Genomic DNA, 17443 nt, shown 5'->3' on the forward strand with positions numbered 1-17443 from the left:
TCCAGGCGTGACAAATCCGTGACGGTGCCCGTGTCATGGGCCTGACATATTCGGCGCCAACCATGACGGGTTGCTTCTTCTCTCCAGGCGCTCTTCCATGTTCCTCGCCTCTGGCCGCCACCGGCGCTGGGCTCTTGCTGCCGGCTGCGCCTGTCTCTTGCTGGCCGGCCTGTGGACGGCCCACTCGCAAACCCTGCGCCCTGTGGCCGCGGCCCTACCAGCGGCCGAGGCCAATCGCATGCAGATGCTGGCGCAGCCCGACTTCGCCAAGATGCAGGCGGTGGGCCGGGCGATGTTCTTTGACCGCTCGCTGTCTGCATCCGGCGCCATGTCCTGCGCCAGTTGCCATGACCCGGCACATGCCTATGGCCCGCCCAATGCGCTGTCCGTGCAACTGGGCGGTGCAACGGGCCGGCAACTGGGCGCGCGCGCGGCGCCCTCGCTGCGCTACCAGCAAAACGTGCCGCCCTTCACCATGCACCGCTTCGACGACGATTTTGACGAGAGCGTGGACCAGGGCCCGGCCGGCGGCCATGGCTGGGACGGGCGTGCCGGCACCTTGCACGAGCAGGCCGCCATCCCGCTGCTGGCCGCGCACGAAATGGCCAACGCCAGCCCCGCAGCCGTGGTCGCCAAGCTGCGCGGCGCGCCCTATGCGGCGCAGTTCCGCGACACCTTTGGCGCCGACGCGCTGGACGACGACGCGCGCGCCTTCCAATGGGCCACGCTGGCGCTGGAGATGTTCCAGCAGGACCCGAAAGAGTTCTATCCCTACAGCAGCCGCTTCGATGAATACCTGCGCGGCAAGGCGCCGCTGGCGGCCAACGAGATGCGCGGCCTGGCCTTGTTCAACGACGAGAAAAAAGGCAACTGCGCGGCCTGCCACATCAGCGAAGTCAGCCCCAACAACGGTGCCTTTCCGGCCTTCTCGGATTTTGGCTACATCGCCATCGGCGTGCCGCGCAACCGGGCGCTACCGGTCAACCGCGACCCGGCCTTCTACGACCTGGGCCTGTGCGGGCCAGACCGCACCGACCTGGCCGGCCCCGACAACGCAAAGCTGTGCGGCGCCTTCCGCACCCCGACCCTGCGCAACGTGGCAGTGCGCCAGGCCTTCTTCCACAACGGCGTGATGCACAGCCTGGAAGAGGCGGTGCGCTTCTACGTCACCCGCGATACCCAGCCGCAGCGCTGGTACCCCTACCCCGCGCGCAAGGCCGGCCCGCACCAGCGCTATGACGATCTGCCGGCGCAGTACGCGCGCAACGTCAACACCGAGCCGCCATTCGACCGCGGCCCGGGAGAGGCGCCGCGGCTGAGCGAGGCAGAGATCCGCGATGTCGTGGCCTTTTTGCACACGCTCACGGACCGGGATGTAGCGGCCACGGCCGAGGCGATTGCCCGGCCGGCCAAGCCTGGGCGTTAGGCGACCTCGGCGATCAGTTCGATCTCGACACAAGCCCCCATCGGGATCTGCGCCACGCCAAAGGCGCTGCGTGCATGCGCGCCCTTCTCGGCGCCAAAGACCTGGGCGAACAGTTCGCTCGCGCCATTGGTGACCAGGTGCTGCTCGGTAAACGTGGGCACGGAGTTGACCAGGCTCATGACCTTGACGATGCGGGTGATCTGGTCCAGGTCGCCGATGGCGGCCTGCAGCGTGCCGAGCAGGTCGATGGCGATGGCGCGGGCTGCGGCCTTGCCTTCTTCGGTGGCGATGGCGCCGCCCAATTGGCCGACCCAAGGCTTGCCATCCTTGCGCGCGATGTGGCCAGACAGGAACACCAGGTTGCCGGTGCGCACAAAAGGCACGTAGGCGGCAGCCGGCACGGCCACTGGTGGCAGGGTGATGCCGAGTTCGCGGAGTTTGTCGTAGACGCTCATGGAATTTCCTTTTTTAGATGAAAAGTGGCTGAAACGCAGGCCGCACGCCGGCTTATAGCTATATATTAGATAGCACCATCAGGCCAATGGCTCGACCGTGACCGCCACCTGCAACTGGTGTTCGCCGCCGCCCAGCAACAGGCCGCGCATGGGCGAGACATCGCCAAAGTCCCGGCCGATGGCCAGGGTCACGTAGTCCGCGCCCGGGGCGCGGTCGTTGGTGGGGTCGAAGTCGTACCAGGCGCCGGCCGCGCCCTCCACGCCCGGCGCGTAAACCGACACCCAGGCATGCGAGGCATCGCTGCCGACCAGCCGTGGCTGGCCCGGCGCGGGCGTGGTGAGCAGGTAGCCGCTCACGTAGCGCGCCGGCAGCCCCAGCGCGCGCAGGCAACCGATCATGATGTGGGCAAAGTCCTGGCACACGCCACGGCGCTGGGCCAGGGCCTCTACCGCAGGCGTGTCGACCTCGGTGCTGTCGCTTTCGTAGCGAAACTCGGCGTGGATGCGGCGCATCAGCGCATGGGCGGCATCCAGCACCGGCGTGCCAGCAGCAAAGCTGGCGCGTGCATAGGCGGCAAAGTCGTCGTGCCGCGGCACGTATTCCGAGGGAAACACAAACTCCGCCGCCGCATCCCAGGTGCCGCCGGCGCGGTAGCGAAACTGCTCGCGCACCGCCTCCCAGGCCGGGCTGCCGCCAGCGCCCAGCGGTGCGGCGGCCGGCTCGCGCGTGCTGACCACGCTGTCGGCCACCACGCGCAACTCGTCGTGCACGGTCTGCAGAGTGAAGAAGGTGCGGGTGTTGCCATAGACGTCGGTGCGCTCGCCGCGCCGGGTCTCGACCGGGGTGATCACCAGCTCGTGCTGCAGCAAGGTCTGGCTGTCGGTATCACGCGGGCGCAGGTGCACCAGGTGCTGCGCCGTCTCCACCGGCGGGGTGTAGGCGTAGTGGGTTTCGTGGACGATGTGCAGCTTCATGGCACGCTAGCTGACGATGCTCGCGTGAGCGTCTATCGAGTGGGTGAAATAGAGCGCACCAATCGCATCCGACAGCGTGAATGTCGCCTCGGTGCAATGCTGCAGCAGGGCATGCAGGCCCAACGCGCCCGGGGCTTCCGCATCGCCGTCCACCGTGCTGCACAGGCTGACCAGGTCCCACTTTTCCGGGTCAGGCACGGCCGGCAGCAGCGCGCCCAGTTCGCCCGGGCGCTGGCCGGCCAAACGCGTGAGGCGGCTGCGCAACTGCTGCGCCACCCAGCCAAGCGAGCGCGGGTTGTCACGGTCTATCACCAGCAGGTCCAGCAGCGCGGCCACGTCGCGCGTCTGCTGGTACTGGGCGTGGAAGGTGATGGTGCTGTCGAACAGCGCCAGCACGCCTTCAAAACCAGCGACGTCGTGCACGGCGCCGGTCTCGAAGGCCAGCGCCATGGCCTGCGACAGGAAGGACAGGCGCTCGATGTGCCGGCCCACGGACAGCAGGCGCCAGCCATCGTCGCGCGTCATGCGGTCGGTCTGGCCGCCGGTGATGGCGGCCAGGTGGCCGCTGGCGGCTTCGAGCAGGCGCAGCGCATCGACCGCCTGGTAGCCGTCGCCGGCTGCGTGCTCGGCGCTGCGGCGCAAGAATTCTTCTTCGGCGCGCACGATGATGGTCCAGTGCTCGTGCGCCATGCGCTCGCGCACGCCGGCCGCAGCCTGGCGCAGCGCCTGCAGGTTGAAGGCAACGCTGCCGCGCTCGGGCCGGCCCAGGCCGTCGATCAACGAGCGCTCGAACACCCGGCGCGCCTGCGTGGCGGCGGGCACGCTGGGCAGCACCAGCGCGTTGTCCTCGGCCATGGCCGAGATCCAGGCCAGCAGCGGCTGCGAGGACTGGTCGTCGCCGTTGAGCACTTGCAGCGCCAGGCGCGCCAGGCGCACCGTGTTCTCGGCGCGCTCGGTGTAGCGGCCGAGCCAGAACAGGTTCTCTGCCGCGCGGCTGGTGACCAGGCGCACACGCTGGGCCAGGGCCACGGGTGACAGCGTGGGCTGCAGCATCGTGGTCGGGTCGACATGGCCGGGCGCCAGCACCCAGACGTCGGCACTGCTGCCGCCGCGCTGCATCGAGGCGATGCCGCTGCCGGCGCCCGCCCCCGCCACACGCGCCATGCCGCCAGGCAGCACGCGCCAGCTGCCCGGGCCGTCTGACACCGCGAACACGCGCAGCATGACCGAGCGCGGCGCAATGCCGCCGCTGCCATGGCTGCTGGAGGTAAGCGAGCGCCAGGTCGGCATCTGCGAGATCGGCAGTTGCGACTGCAGCGTGTGCTCGTCGCTGCGGCGCAGGATGCGGCCGGCCCATTCGTCGCGCTCGCGCCGGCTGAGCGTGTCGCCCAGCACCGAATCAAAGCTGTCGTGGTGCGGAGAGCTGGCATAGGTCGGCTTGACCACGCAGTCGCCCAGTTGCGGCAGCACCTCATCCAGCACGGCGCGCTCGCCGCACCACCAGGTGGGCAGCGCGGGCAGCGACAGCTCTTCGCCCAGCAGGTGCCGCGCCAGCGCCGGCAAAAAGCCCAGCAGCGCGGGCGACTCCAGAAAGGCCGAGCCCGGCGCATTGGCCACCAGCAGGTTGCCCGCGCGCACCGCCTGCAGCAGGCCGGGCACGCCCAGGGTGGAGTCAGAGCGCAGCTCCAGCGGGTCCAGGAACTCGTCGTCCAGCCGCTTGAGCAGGCCGTGCACGGGCTTCAGGCCCTGCAGGGTCTTCAAGTAGAGCCGCTCGTCGCGCACCGTAAGGTCGCTGCCCTCGACCAGGGGCAGGCCCAGGTAGCGCGCCAGGTAGGCGTGCTCAAAATAGGTTTCGTTGTAGGGGCCGGGCGTGAGCAGCGCGATCAGCGCATCGTCACCGGCCGCGCTCATGCGCTTCAAGCCCGCCACCAGCGCGCTATAGGTGCCGGCCAGGCGCTGCACCTGCATGGCGTCGAAGGCCTCGGGGAACTGGCGCGATATGGCCAGGCGGTTCTCCAGCAGGTAGCCCAGGCCCGAAGGCGCCTGGGTGCGCTGCGACACCACCCACCAGTGGCCGTCGGGGCCGCGCGCCAGGTCAAAAGCGGCAATATGCAGAAAGGTGTCGCCGGGCGGCACGCTGCCATGCATCTCGCGCAGGTAGCCCGGGTTGCCCAGCACCAGCGCGGCCGGCAGCAGGCCGCTGGCCAGCAGGCGCTGCGGGCCGTAGACATCGGCCATGACGCGGTCCATCACGCGCACCCGCTGCAGCACGCCGGTTTCGATGCGCTGCCAGTCGTCGGGCGCCAGGATCAGCGGGAACAGGTCGACCGCCCAGGGGCGCTGCGGGCCGCTTTCGGCGTCGGCGTAGACGTTGTAGGTGACGCCGTTGTCATGGATCTGCCGGCGCAGCTCGGCCATGCGGCGGTCCAGGTCCTCGAAGCCGTCGGAGCCCAGGTGCTCGAAGAAGCGCGCCCAGTCCGGCGCCAGGCCGGCCTCGGCCGAGCCGCGCGCGGCATGGCCGCGCAGCTCGTCGAAATGGCCGTGCGCAGCCGCAGCCGCCAGCGAGGCGGCCAGGCTGGCGGGGGGCTCGGCGTCAGTGCCTGAGAAGAGAGTGTTCAGTGTGCGCTCCACGGAACCCGCCATTGTCGCACCGGCGACGGCGGCGCTCAGTTCAGCTTATCGGCGCAAATCCAAAGTGAACGGAAACTCTTTGCTACCCGCGACGCCGGTCGTCGCCTCTGGCACCTTCAGCGCGCCCGGGCTGTGGCCGGTACGGAAGAAGCGCGCCAGGCGCCGGCTTTCGGCCTCATTGGCATTGACCGGCAGCGTGGTGTAGTTGCGGCCACCAGGATGTGCCACGTGGTAGACGCAGCCGCCCACCGAGCGCCCCAGGGCGATATCGACGATGTCGAAGGTCAGCGGCGCGTGCACGCCAATCGTCGGGTGCAGGGCGGAATACGGGTTCCAGGCCTTGTAGCGCACGCCAGCGATGTACTCGCCCTCGGTACCGGTGGGCTGCAGCGGCAGCGGCCGGCCGTTGACGGTGACCGTGTGGCGGTGCGGGTGCAGCCCGGTGACGCGCGCCTCGATGCGCTCCAGCGATGAATCCACGTAGCGCACGGTGCCGCCGCCGGCCACTTCCTCGCCCATCACATGCCAGGGCTCCAGCGCGGTGCGCAGCGACAGCTGCAGGCCCATGGCCTCGACCGAGCCAATGCGCGGGAAGCGGAACTCCAGATGCGGCGCAAACCATTCGGCATCAAAGGCGTAGCCGGCCTGGCGCATTTCCTCGATCACGCCTTCCAGGTCTTCCTGCAGGAAAGCCGGCAGCATGAAGCGGTCGTGCAAGGTCGTGCCCCAGCGCGCCACCGGCGCCTGGTAGGGCTTCTTCCAGAAGCGTGCCACCAGCGCGCGCAGCAGCAGTTGCTGGGCAATGCTCATCTGCGGGTGCGGCGGCATCTCGAAAGCGCGCAACTCCAGCAGGCCCAGGCGGCCGGTGCTGGAATCGGGCGAGTACAGCTTGTCGATGCAGAACTCGGCGCGGTGGGTGTTGCCGGTGATGTCGATCAGGATGTTGCGCAGCGTGCGGTCGACGATCCAGGGCGGCATCGCCTCGCCGTGCTCGGCGCGTGCTTTGGCGATCTGCTTCAGCGCGATTTCCAGCTCGTAGACCTGGTCGTTGCGCGCCTCGTCCACGCGCGGGGCCTGGCTGGTCGGGCCGATGAACATGCCGCTGAACACATAGCTGAGCGACGGGTGGTTGTGCCAGTAGTGGATCAGGCTGGCCAGCAGCTCGGGCTTGCGCAGGAAAGGGCTGTCGTCCGGCGTGGCGCCACCCATCACAAAGTGGTTGCCGCCGCCGGTGCCGGTGTGGCGGCCATCAGTCATGAACTTTTCTGCCGATAGGCGCGACTGGAAGGCTGCCTCGTAAAGAAACTCAGTGCCGTGCACCAGCTCGCGCCAGTTGTGCGCGGGCTGGATGTTGACCTCGATCACGCCTGGGTCGGGCGTGACCTGCAGCAGTTGCAGGCGCGGGTCGCGCGGCGGCGGGTAGCCTTCCAGTATCACCGGCAGGCCCAGCGCGGCGGCGGTTGCCTCAACGGCGGCCAGCAGCGAGAGGTAGTCTTCCAGGTGCGCCAACGGCGGCAAGAAGACGTAGAGCAGCCCGGTCTTCTTGCCCTCCTTGCGGGCCTTCTCGCGCGCGGCGGCTTCGGCCTCGGGGCCATTGGCCAGGGCCGGGTCGCGCACCTCCACACACAGCGCGGTGCGCGTGGTCCAGCTGGCGGATTCGAAGCGCTCGGGCTTGCGCGCGATGGCGCTGGCAGCAGGTGCTGGTGCGGCTTTGCCCGTGCCGGCCTTGGCGGCCAAGGGGCCGCGCGGCACGCTGGGGTCAACCTCGACCAAGTAGGGGATGTCTTCGTTGCGAATCCAGGGCAGCGCATCGAGCGGCAGGCGCAGGCCCATGGGCGAATCGCCCGGCACCAGGTGCAGCCGGCCGTCGCGGAAGTACCAGGGCCCGGTAGACCAGGCGGTGTCGAGCGAGGACACGGCCGGCGGTTGGCCGGGCTGGGGGCGCGGCGCATCCGGGCGCAGGCCGGCCTGCAGCGGCAGCAGCCAACCGGTGACGGCGTCCAGGCCGCGGTCAAACACGCGGCGCAGGCGCGCGCGCTCCAACTCGTCGCCCAGCTTGGCGTCAAACACATCGACGTTGACCGGCAGCTTGCGTTCGCGCCACAAGTAGTAGAGCGTGTCTTCGTAGCCGGGCTCGATAAAGGCGTCGGTCAGGCCCAGCTCCTGCGCCAGGCGGCGCGTGAAGCGCTCGGCGTCGGCGCTGCTGCAGTGCGTGGGGCTGCGTTCGTCGGCCAGCAGCGCCTGGTCTTGCCAGCAGGGCTTGCCGTCGGTGCGCCAGTAGATGCCCATGGCCCAGCGCGGCAGTTGCTCGCCCGGGTACCACTTGCCCTGGCCCACGTGCAGGAAGCCGCTGGGGGCGTACTCGGCTCGCAGCTTCTCGACCAGCGTGACCGCATGCGCGCGCTTGGTGGGGCCGAGCGCGGCGGTGTTCCATTCACCGGCGTCGCGGTTCTCGGTGGCGACAAAGGTGGGCTCGCCGCCCATGGTCAGGCGCACGTCGCCGGCGATCAGCTCGCTCTCTACCTTGTCGCCCAAGGCCAGGATCTCGGCCCATTGCGCGTCGGTATAGGGGCGGGTGGCGCGCGGCGATTCGTAGAAGCGGGTGACCGTCATCTCGTGGCTGAACTCGGCCTCGGCCGAGGTCAGCAGCGCACCTTCGATCGGCGCGGCGCTCGACGGCGTGGGCGTGGCCGCCAGCGGAATATGGCCCTCGCCCGCCAGCAAGCCAGAAGTGGGATCGAGCCCGACCCAGCCGGCGCCGGGCAGGTAGACCTCGCACCATGCGTGCAGGTCGGTGAAATCGACCGTGGTGCCGCTCGGGCCATCCAGCGCCTTTACGTCCGGCACCAACTGGATCAGGTAGCCCGACACAAAGCGCGCGGCCAGCCCGCAGTGGCGCAGCAGGTGCACCAGCAGCCAGGTGGAATCGCGGCAGGAGCCGCAGGCGCGCTCCAGCGTCTCGTCGGGCGTTTGCACGCCGGGCTCCATGCGGATCAGGTAGCGCACGTCTTGCTGCACCATGCGGTTCACGTCCACCATGAAATCCATGGTGCCGCGCTTGCTGCGGTCGATGCGCTTCAGGTAGGCCGCCAGCAGCGGCGTGGCCGGCTCCACCGCCAGGTAGGGCGCCAGCTCCTGCGCCTGCGACTCGGTGTAGGCAAAGGGAAAGTGCTCGGCCTCGGGCTCCAGGAAGAAGTCAAACGGGTTGTAGACCGCCATCTCCACCACCAGGTCGACCGTGACCTTGAACTCGGTCACCTTCTCGGGCAGCACCAGGCGCGCCAGGTAGTTGGCAAACGGGTCTTGCTGCCAGTTGATGAAGTGCTGCGCCGGCTCGATCTGCAGCGAGTAGGACACCACATTGCTGCGGCAGTGCGGCGCCGGACGCAGGCGTATCACCTGGGGGCCCAGCACAACGGGACGGTCGTAGCGGTAATGCGTGACGTGGTGCAGGGCTGCGTGAATGGACATGCGCGGACTTTGTGAGGGAGGGCACACCCATACTAGCAAGAGGCAAGCCCGGGGCTGTGACAGCGGCCCACGCGTTTAGGATCCCGCCATGTCCGCCCTCCCCCTTGGTGCTGGTGCCACGGCCGCGTCTGATGACGACGACGCGCCGCGCCGCGCGGGCTTTGCACCGGCGCTGGCGGGGCTGGTGGTGGGCACCGCGCTGCAATTGCTGCAGCCGGCGCTGTGGCCGATCTGGGTCTATGCCTTGCCAGCCATCGCCGGCCTGGCCGCGCTGGGGTTCCGCCGCATCCGCCGCCGTGGCGCGCTGGTGCTGGCCCTTGCGGCCTTGGCGCTGGGCTTTGGCGCCACCGGGCTGCGGGCCGCGCACTTTGCATCGCAGGCCCTGGCGCCAGAACTGGAAGGGCGCGAGCTGCTGCTGACCGGCACCATCGCCGCCATGCCGCAGCAAACCGCCACCGGCCTGCGGCTGCGCCTGGAGGTGGAATCGGCCACGCTGGAGGGCACGCCGGTGCGTGTGCCAGCGCTGGTGGACCTGGGGTGGTGGGGCCAGGGCGCGTTCTCGGGCGCCGACCCGCTGGCGATTCGGCAAAGCCTGCCGGCGCTGCGCGCGGGCGAGCAGTGGCGCCTGCCAGTGCGGCTGAAGGCGCCGCACGGCGCGCGCAACCCGCATGGTTTCGACTACGAACTCTGGGCCTGGGAGCAAGGCGTGCAGGCCACCGGCAATGTGCGCACCGGCAAGAGCGCCCCCGCGCCGGTGCGGCTGTCAGAAGGCTGGAGCCACCCGGTGGAGCGGGCCCGGCAGGCGGTGCGCGATGCCATCTACGCGCGCCTGGCGCCCGAAGCCGCGCAGGCCCAGGAAGGCTTCGACGCCCGCCGCCGCGCCGCTGGCGTGGTGGCGGCGCTGGTCACCGGCGACCAGCGCGCCATCGACCGCGCCGACTGGGATGTGTTCCGCGCCACCGGCGTGGCGCACCTGGTCAGCATCTCTGGCTTGCACGTGACCATGTTCGCCTGGCTGGCCAGCGGCGTGGTGGGCTGGCTGTGGCGGCGCTCGGCGCGGCTGTGCCTGTGGTGGCCGGCGCAGCAGGCGGCCTTGTTGGGCGGCGTGCTGCTGGCCGCGGCCTATGCGCTGTTCAGCGGCGGCGGCTTGCCGGCGCAGCGCACCATCTGCATGTTGGCCGTGGTGGCGCTGCTGCGCTTCTCGGGCCGGCGCTGGCCCTGGCCGCAGGTCTGGCTGGCGGCCTGCGCGGCGGTGGTGGCGCTGGACCCATGGGCCCTGCTGCAAGCCGGCTTCTGGCTGAGCTTTGTCGCAGTAGGCGTGCTGTTTGCTACCAACTTCGTAGCTGGTATCCCAGGCAGTACCTGGGCTGGAGCCACTTTTCTTTCAAATTTCCAGATGCGCGCCGCGCAGGTGTTGCGCGAGCAGGCGGTGGTCACGCTGGCGTTGACGCCGCTCACGCTGCTGCTGTTTGGCCAGGCCTCGGTGGTCGGGTTGGCGGCCAATCTGCTGGCGATCCCCTGGGTGACGCTGGTGGTCACACCGCTGGCCATGGCCGGCGTGCTGCTGCCGCCGCTGTGGGACGCCGCCGCGCTGGCGGTGCAGGCGATGGGCGCGGTGCTGGGCTGGATGGCGGCCTGGCCGCATGCCGTGCTGTCGCGCCCAACCGCGCCGCTCTGGGCTGCGGCAGCCGGTGTCTTTGGTGGCGCGCTGCTGTGCATGCGGCTGCCGCCGGCCCTGCGCTTGCTGGGCCTCGCGCCTTTGCTGCCGGCTCTGTTCTGGCAAGCGCCACGGCCGGCCGTGGGCGACTTCGAGTTGCTGGCCGCCGACATCGGCCAGGGCAACGCGGTGCTGGTGCGCACCGCCGGCCATGCGCTGCTGTACGACACCGGCCCCCGCTACTCGGCCGAAAGCGATGCCGGCCACCGCGTGCTGGTGCCGCTGCTGCAGGCCATGGGCGAGACGCTGGATGCGGTGGTGGTCAGCCACCGCGACAACGACCATGCCGGCGGCGCCGCATCGGTGTTGGCGCAGCAGCCGCAGGCGGCGCTGATGAGCTCGGTGGAAGGCAGCCATCCGCTGCAGGCGCTGCGGCCCGTGCAGCGCTGCCTGGCCGGCCAGCAGTGGGAGTGGGATGGCGTGCGCTTCGAGTTCCTGCACCCGCAGCCGGCCGACTACACGCCGCAGGCGCGCAGCAATGCGCTGAGCTGCGTGCTGCGCATATCCAGCAACACCGCCAGCGCCCTGCTGGTGGGCGACATCGAGGCGGCGCAAGAAGCTGCACTGCTGCGCGCCAGCGCGCCGCTGTCGGCCGACCTGCTGCTGGTGCCGCACCACGGCAGCAAGACCTCGTCCACCGCCGCCTTTTTGGATGCGGTGGCGCCGCGCTGGGCCCTGGTGCAGGCCGGCTACCGCAACCGCTTTGGCCACCCCGCGCCGGCCGTGGCGGCGCGCTATGCCACGCAGGGCGCCGACCTGGTCGCCAGCCCCGCCTGCGGCGCGGCGCGCTGGTCCAGCAGCGCGCCGGCCACCCTGCATTGCGAGCGCCAGACCGCGCGGCGCTACTGGCAGCACGAGCCACCGGCCACGCTGGTCGCAGCCGAGTAAATCACCGCGCCAGCGCTGCATCTCGGAAATGCGGCCTGGAAATTGCTATCCTCCCTGGCCAGGAGATAGCCCCTTTATGCAGAAATTCGACGAGATGTACAGCACTCTGCCAGCCGAATCCGGCAAGGTGCGTGACCACTACCGCACTTACGGCCAGTGGCTACAGGGGCAGGCGCTGGACGCCATGCGGGTCCGGCGAGAAGAGGCGGAAATGATCTTCCGCCGCGTGGGCATCACCTTCGCCGTCTACGGCGCCAAGGACGAGAACGGCTCGGGCACCGAGCGCCTGATCCCGTTCGACCTGATCCCGCGCATCATCCCCGCGCATGAGTGGGCGACGATGGAAAAAGGCCTGGTCCAGCGCGTGACCGCGCTCAACCGCTTTCTGCACGACGTCTACCACGACCAGGAAATCCTCCGCGCCGGCGTGATCCCGCCCGAGCAGATCCTGCAGAACGCGCAGTTCCGCCCCGAGATGATGGGCGTGGACGTACCCAACCACATCTACTCGCACATCGCCGGCATCGACATCGTGCGCGCCCCCGACGCCCAGGGCAACGGCGAGTACTACGTGCTCGAAGACAACCTGCGCGTGCCCAGCGGCGTCAGCTACATGCTGGAAAACCGCAAGATGATGATGCGGCTGTTTCCCGACCTGTTCAGCCAGCACCGCGTGGCGCCGGTGGCGCATTACCCTGACCTGCTGCTGGAAACCCTGCGCGCCTCCGCGCCGCCGGCCACGGCCGAGCCGACCGTGGTGGTGCTCACGCCCGGCATGTACAACAGCGCCTACTTCGAGCACGCCTTCCTGGCCCAGCAAATGGGCGTGGAACTGGTCGAAGGCCAGGACCTGGTGGTCAAGGACGACTTCGTCTGGATGCGCACCACGCGCGGCCTGAAGCGCGTGGACGTGATCTACCGCCGCGTCGACGACGACTTCCTCGACCCGCTCGCGTTCCGCCCCACCTCCACGCTGGGCGCGGCCGGGCTGGTGCAGGCCTACCGCGCGGGCAACGTGGCGATCTGCAATGCCATCGGCACCGGTGTGGCCGACGACAAGTCGATCTACCCCTACGTGCCCAAGATGATCGAGTTCTACCTGGGCGAGAAGCCGATCCTGAAGAACGTGCCCACGCGCGTCTGCCGCGACCCTGAGGACCTGGCCTACGTGCTGGCCAACCTGAAGGACCTGGTGGTGAAGGAGGTGCACGGCGCCGGCGGCTACGGCATGCTGGTGGGCCCGGCCTCGACCCAGGCCGAGATCGAGGACTTCCGCCGCGCGCTGATCGCCAAGCCCGACGGCTACATCGCCCAGCCCACGCTGAGCCTGTCGAGCTGCCCGACCTTCGTCGAAAGCGGCATCGCGCCGCGCCACATCGACCTGCGGCCCTTCGTGCTGTCCGGCAAGGAGGTGCAGATGGCACCCGGCGGCCTGACGCGCGTGGCGCTCAAGGATGGCTCGCTGGTCGTCAACTCCTCGCAAGGCGGCGGCACCAAAGACACCTGGATTCTCGAAGTTTGAAGAAGAAGAGGACACCGACATGCTGAGCCGCACCGCTGACCACCTCTTCTGGATGTCCCGCTATACAGAACGCGCCGAGAACACGGCGCGGATGTTGGACGTCAATTACCAGACCGCGCTATTGCCCCAGTCCGCCGAAGCCGCGCAGATCGGCTGGCAAGGCCTTTTGACCATCAGCGAACTGCTGCCCGCCTACACCGCGCTGCACGGCAGCATCACGGCGCGCGAGGTGATGGAGTTCATGGTGAAGGACGAGGGCAACCCCTCCTCCATCGTCTCCTGCCTGAAGGCCGCGCGCGAGAACGCGCGGGCGGTGCGCGGCACGCTCACCACCGAGGCCTGGGAGACGCAGAACCAGACCTGGATCGAGGTCAACCGCATGCTGCGCGCGGGCGAGTTCGAGCGCGACCCAGGGCAGTTCTTTGAGTGGGTGAAGTTCCGCTCGCACCTGTCGCGCGGTGTGACGGTGGGCACCATGCTGATGGACGAGGCGCTGCACTTCATGCGCATAGGCACCTTTCTGGAGCGCGCCGACAACACCGCGCGGCTGGTGGACACCAAGTTCCACGCCATCCAGAACGACTTCTATGGCACGGCCAGCGAGCGCGATCAAGAGTTCGACTTCTACCACTGGAGCGCCATCCTGCGCAGCGTCTCGGGCTTCGAGATCTACCGCCGCGTCTACCGCGACGTGATCCGCCCCGAGCGCGTGGCCGACCTGCTGATCCTGCGCGCCGACATGCCACGCTCGCTGCACTCCAGCCTGAACGAGGTGGTGACCAATCTCTCCTACGTGGTCAACGACCCGGGCAGCGCCAGCCAGCGCAAGGCCGGCAAGCTGCGCGCAGACCTGCAGTTTGGCCAAATCGACGAGATCCTGGCGACCGGCCTGCACGCCTTCCTGACGCAGTTCCTGGACCGCGTGAACGAACTGGGCGCGCACATCAGCCGCGAATTCCTGCTGCCAGCCACCACGTAGTCCTGCGGCCCCAGGGGCCTGCAAGGGCCTGCAAGGGCCCGCAACGGCATCGCCGCCGCGCGAGGAGCACCGAGATTTCGACTTCCGTTTCCGGCATACGCGCGCCCCACGGCGCCACCCTGCCCCTGCACCACCGGCTGACACGCTGGCTGCGGCGGCTGTCGGTCGGGCGCAAGCTGATGCTGATCTACCTGCTCGATTTGAGCGCGGTGATCTTCGTCTCGGGCATCCTGATCCACGAGAAGTTCCTGTCGATCGACTTCACGCGCAAGGAGAGCGTGGGCAGCGTCTACAGCGCGGCGGTGCGCGACATGCTGCTGATGCCCTTCCTGCCCGCCAAGCTGCCGTCGGCCAGCGCCGACGCGGCGGCGCACCAATTAGAGGCATTGCGCGAACAGCATGACGCGCTGCTGCGCTCAGGCGAGGCCAGCCAGGCCTTCATGCAGGCCTGGGAGCAGGTGCGGCAGGACATGCGCGAGCGCCCCGATGCATTGCACGCGGCCACGCTGCGCACCATGGTGCGCAAGGCGCGCGAACTGCTGACCACCGTCGGCAACCAGTCCAACCTGATCCTCGACCCCGACCTCGACAGCTACTACGCGATGTCGCTGGTGGTGCTGCGCTTTCCCGAACTGCTGGAGGTGATGAACGACACCATGCACGCGCTGGAAGGCACCGGCCCGCGCGCGCTGCAGCGCGGCGAGCGGCGGGCCGAGCTGCTGATCCTGGCCGGCCGCATCGACGCCGCCAGCCTGGGCATACGCTCGGACTACCTGCAGGCCTTTGCCGCCGGCTCGCCCGCGTTGCGCGCGGCGCTGGAGCCCGGGCAGCGCGGCATGGAGCAATCACTGGCGGCCTTCCTGGCCATCGTGCAGCGCCTGGCCGACGGCCAGGCCAGCAGCGACAGCATCGCCCAACTGCAGACCGCGCATGCCCAGACCCTGCGTGAACTCGACCGCGCCTGGGAGCGCGCGGCGCTGGAGCTGGACCAGATGCTGGCGGCCCGGGTCGATGCGCTATTCACCCGCATGTGGCTGCACCTGGGCACGGCCTTGCTGTTGCTGGGCTGCATCCTCACGCTGGTCTACGCCGTGGCGCAGCAGATCGCGCGGCCGCTGCGGCACCTGGCGCGGGTGGCCGACGACGTGCGCCGCAGCGGCGACTACCAGCGGCGCGCGGTCTGGCACAGCCGCGACGAGATCGGCCTGCTGGTCACCGCCTTCAACGACATGCTGGCCCAGCTTGGCCGCGAGCGCGAAAGCCAGCAGGAGCTGGCCTCGCGCGAGCGCGCGGCACGCGCGCAGCAAGAGATCGTCGAGGCCATTCCCATCCCCATGGTGGTCACCTCCATCCCGCGCCACGAGGTGCTGCACGCCAACGCGCCGGCCGCGCCCTGGCTGGACGGCCAGGCCAGCGACCCGTGGGCCCGCAGCCTGGAGCCCGGCGTGCGGGCGCGCTTCTTCCAGCAACTGGCCGACCGTGGCGCGGTCGATGAGTTCGAGGTGCAGTGGCGCGGCCCGGCGGAGACATCCTGGGCCGTGCTGTCGGCGCGGCGCCTGCAGTTCCAGGGGCGGGATGCGATCCTCACCGCCTTCGCGCCGATCAATGTGCAAAAGCAGATGGAGCGCCGCCTTGAGCTGTGGGCCAAGGTGTTCGAGGCCTCGTCCGAGAGCATCGTCATCATGGACGAGCGCCAGCACATCCTCAGCGTCAACAACGCCTTCTGCCGCAGCACCTCTTACGACGCCTACGAGGCGGTGGGCCTGGACTTCTCCACCCTGCTGGACGAGCAGGTGCACGGTCCGCTGGCACCGCGCATTGCCGACGCCGTCGCCGAGCGCGGCGCCTGGCAGGGTGAGGTGGCGTTTCGCCGCATGGGCAGCAACAGCTACCCGGCCTGGCTCATGGTGTCTGCCGTGCGCGAATCCAGCCGGCATGGCGCCATATCGCACTACATCGGCATCTCGGTGGACATCACCGAGCGCAAACGCACCGAGGCGCGCGTGCGCTTCCTGGCCGAGCACGACGTGCTGACCGAGCTGCCCAACCGCGCGCTGTGCGTGGCGCGCCTGGGCGAGGCGCTGGCCGCGGCCCAGCAAAACGGCGACCGCATCGCGGTGCTGTTCATCGACCTGGACCGCTTCAAGTCGATCAACGACACGCTGGGCCACCACGTGGGCGATGCGCTGCTGCGCTCGGTCGCGGGCCGGCTCACCCAGGCCGTGCGCGACCAGGACACGGTCAGCCGCCTGGGCGGCGATGAGTTTGTGGTGGTGCTGCGCGGCGTGCGTGATGCCGATGAGGTGCGCAGCATCGTCCTGCAGCGGCTGATCCCGCTGATCCGCGCGCCGCACGACGGCCAGGGGCACGAGCTGCGCATTTCCTGCAGCATCGGCATTGCCGTCTACCCCGAGGACGGCGCCGACCTGGATGAGCTGATGCGCCGTGCCGACGCCGCCATGTACGAGGCCAAGGCCGCCGGCCGTGACCAGTTCCGCTTCTTCTCATCCACGCTGGACCAGCTCGCACGTGAGCGCCGCACGCTGGAGCAGCACCTGCGCCAGGCCATAGCGCACGGCGAGCTGCACATGCACTACCAGCCGCGCATCGACGCCCACAGCCTGCGCGTGGTGGGCACCGAGGCGCTGATGCGCTGGCGCCACCCGGAGCTGGGCGACGTGCCGCCAGGCACCTTCATCCCGATCGCCGAAGAGACCGGCCTGATCCGCGCACTTGGCCTCTGGGGCCTGCGCCAGGCCTGTGCGCAATTGCTGCGCTGGCAGCAAGCCTGCGGGCCCGACGCCGCGGCGCTGGCCATGTCGGTCAACCTGTCGACCGCGCAGCTGGGCGACCCGGAGGTGCTGGAGTTCTTGCGCGGCTTCATTGCCGACAGCGGCATCGACCCGCGCCTGCTGGAGCTGGAGATCACCGAGACCCAGCTCATGGAAAACGCCGGCGCCGCAGGCGAAGGCCTGGCCGCGCTGCATGCGCTGGGCGTGCGCTTTTCCATCGACGACTTCGGCACCGGCTATTCCAGCCTGACCTACCTGAAGCGCTTCCCGATCGACAAGCTCAAGATCGACCGCTCCTTTGTGCAGGGCCTGCTGGCCAACGCCACCGACCTGGCCATCGTGCGCACCATCATCGGCCTGGGCCACAACCTGGGCCTGGGCGTGGTGGCCGAGGGCGTGGAGACACCCGAGGTGGCGCAGCAGCTCAAGCAGATGGGCTGCGACGAGCTGCAGGGCTACTACTTTGCGCGGCCCATGCCCGGGGACGCGCTGCCCGCCTGGCTGGCCACGCGCGTGCTGACGCAGGAGCGGGCCAGCACTTTTGCCAGCGAACGGTAGTTTCAAGCAAAAAGTGCCTCTAGCCCAGG

The 17443-nt window shown here is 69.4% G+C and carries 9 protein-coding genes; 5 read left to right on the forward strand and 4 right to left on the reverse strand.

Annotation, left to right across the window (positions count from 1 at the left end; genetic code table 11):
• Positions 1-97 precede the first annotated feature (97 nt).
• Positions 98-1426 (forward strand): cytochrome c peroxidase, encoded by a 1329-nt coding sequence (locus AAFF27_20385; protein XAH22355.1) that lies wholly within the window; start codon positions 98-100, stop codon positions 1424-1426.
• Here AAFF27_20385 and AAFF27_20390 read toward each other — a convergent pair.
• From AAFF27_20390 to AAFF27_20405, 4 genes are all read right to left on the reverse strand, one after another.
• Positions 1423-1881 carry a RidA family protein gene (locus AAFF27_20390; protein ID XAH22356.1) on the reverse strand — a complete coding sequence of 153 codons (459 nt, stop codon included), beginning with the start codon at positions 1879-1881 and terminating at the stop codon, positions 1423-1425. The genes AAFF27_20385 and AAFF27_20390 overlap by 4 nt on opposite strands.
• 78 nt (positions 1882-1959) lie before the next feature.
• Positions 1960-2856, reverse strand: coding sequence for a transglutaminase family protein (locus AAFF27_20395; protein ID XAH22357.1), 897 nt, complete (start codon positions 2854-2856; stop codon positions 1960-1962).
• 6 nt (positions 2857-2862) lie between these two features.
• Positions 2863-5487: a circularly permuted type 2 ATP-grasp protein gene (locus AAFF27_20400; protein ID XAH22358.1), complete on the reverse strand. Its 2625-nt coding sequence runs from the start codon at positions 5485-5487 to the stop codon at positions 2863-2865.
• Between the two features lie 45 nt (positions 5488-5532).
• Positions 5533-8958, reverse strand: coding sequence for a transglutaminase family protein (locus AAFF27_20405; GenBank protein ID XAH22359.1), 3426 nt, complete (start codon positions 8956-8958; stop codon positions 5533-5535).
• 88 nt (positions 8959-9046) lie between these two features.
• Here AAFF27_20405 and AAFF27_20410 point away from each other — a divergent pair, with 88 nt between their 5' ends.
• The 4 genes from AAFF27_20410 (at position 9047) to AAFF27_20425 (ending at position 17414) form a co-directional block, all read left to right on the forward strand.
• Positions 9047-11563, forward strand: coding sequence for a DNA internalization-related competence protein ComEC/Rec2 (locus tag AAFF27_20410; GenBank protein ID XAH22360.1), 2517 nt, complete (start codon positions 9047-9049; stop codon positions 11561-11563).
• A gap of 76 nt (positions 11564-11639) precedes the next feature.
• Positions 11640-13085: a circularly permuted type 2 ATP-grasp protein gene (locus AAFF27_20415; GenBank protein XAH22361.1), complete on the forward strand. Its 1446-nt coding sequence runs from the start codon at positions 11640-11642 to the stop codon at positions 13083-13085.
• Positions 13086-13104: 19 nt separating this feature from the next.
• Positions 13105-14064 carry an alpha-E domain-containing protein gene (locus tag AAFF27_20420; GenBank protein ID XAH22362.1) on the forward strand — a complete coding sequence of 320 codons (960 nt, stop codon included), beginning with the start codon at positions 13105-13107 and terminating at the stop codon, positions 14062-14064.
• A 179-nt stretch (positions 14065-14243) separates the two neighbouring features.
• Positions 14244-17414, forward strand: a complete 3171-nt coding sequence (locus tag AAFF27_20425) for an EAL domain-containing protein (GenBank protein XAH22363.1) — start codon at positions 14244-14246, stop codon at positions 17412-17414.
• Positions 17415-17443: the final 29 nt, after the last annotated feature.

This window comes from Xylophilus sp. GW821-FHT01B05 (genome assembly GCA_038961845.1).
Taxonomy (GTDB): domain Bacteria; phylum Pseudomonadota; class Gammaproteobacteria; order Burkholderiales; family Burkholderiaceae_C; genus Xylophilus.

What these genes read in the sequence shown, in the direction of transcription:
- AAFF27_20385 (XAH22355.1), top strand. Translation starts at nt 98, where the DNA reads ATGTTCCTCGCCTCTGGCCGCCACCGGCGCTGGGCTCTTGCTGCCGGC.
- AAFF27_20390 (XAH22356.1), bottom strand. Translation starts at nt 1,881, where the DNA reads ATGAGCGTCTACGACAAACTCCGCGAACTCGGCATCACCCTGCCACCA.
- AAFF27_20395 (XAH22357.1), bottom strand. Translation starts at nt 2,856, where the DNA reads ATGAAGCTGCACATCGTCCACGAAACCCACTACGCCTACACCCCGCCG.
- AAFF27_20405 (XAH22359.1), bottom strand. Translation starts at nt 8,958, where the DNA reads ATGTCCATTCACGCAGCCCTGCACCACGTCACGCATTACCGCTACGAC.
- AAFF27_20410 (XAH22360.1), top strand. Translation starts at nt 9,047, where the DNA reads ATGTCCGCCCTCCCCCTTGGTGCTGGTGCCACGGCCGCGTCTGATGAC.
- AAFF27_20415 (XAH22361.1), top strand. Translation starts at nt 11,640, where the DNA reads ATGCAGAAATTCGACGAGATGTACAGCACTCTGCCAGCCGAATCCGGC.
- AAFF27_20420 (XAH22362.1), top strand. Translation starts at nt 13,105, where the DNA reads ATGCTGAGCCGCACCGCTGACCACCTCTTCTGGATGTCCCGCTATACA.
- AAFF27_20425 (XAH22363.1), top strand. Translation starts at nt 14,244, where the DNA reads ATGCTGATCTACCTGCTCGATTTGAGCGCGGTGATCTTCGTCTCGGGC.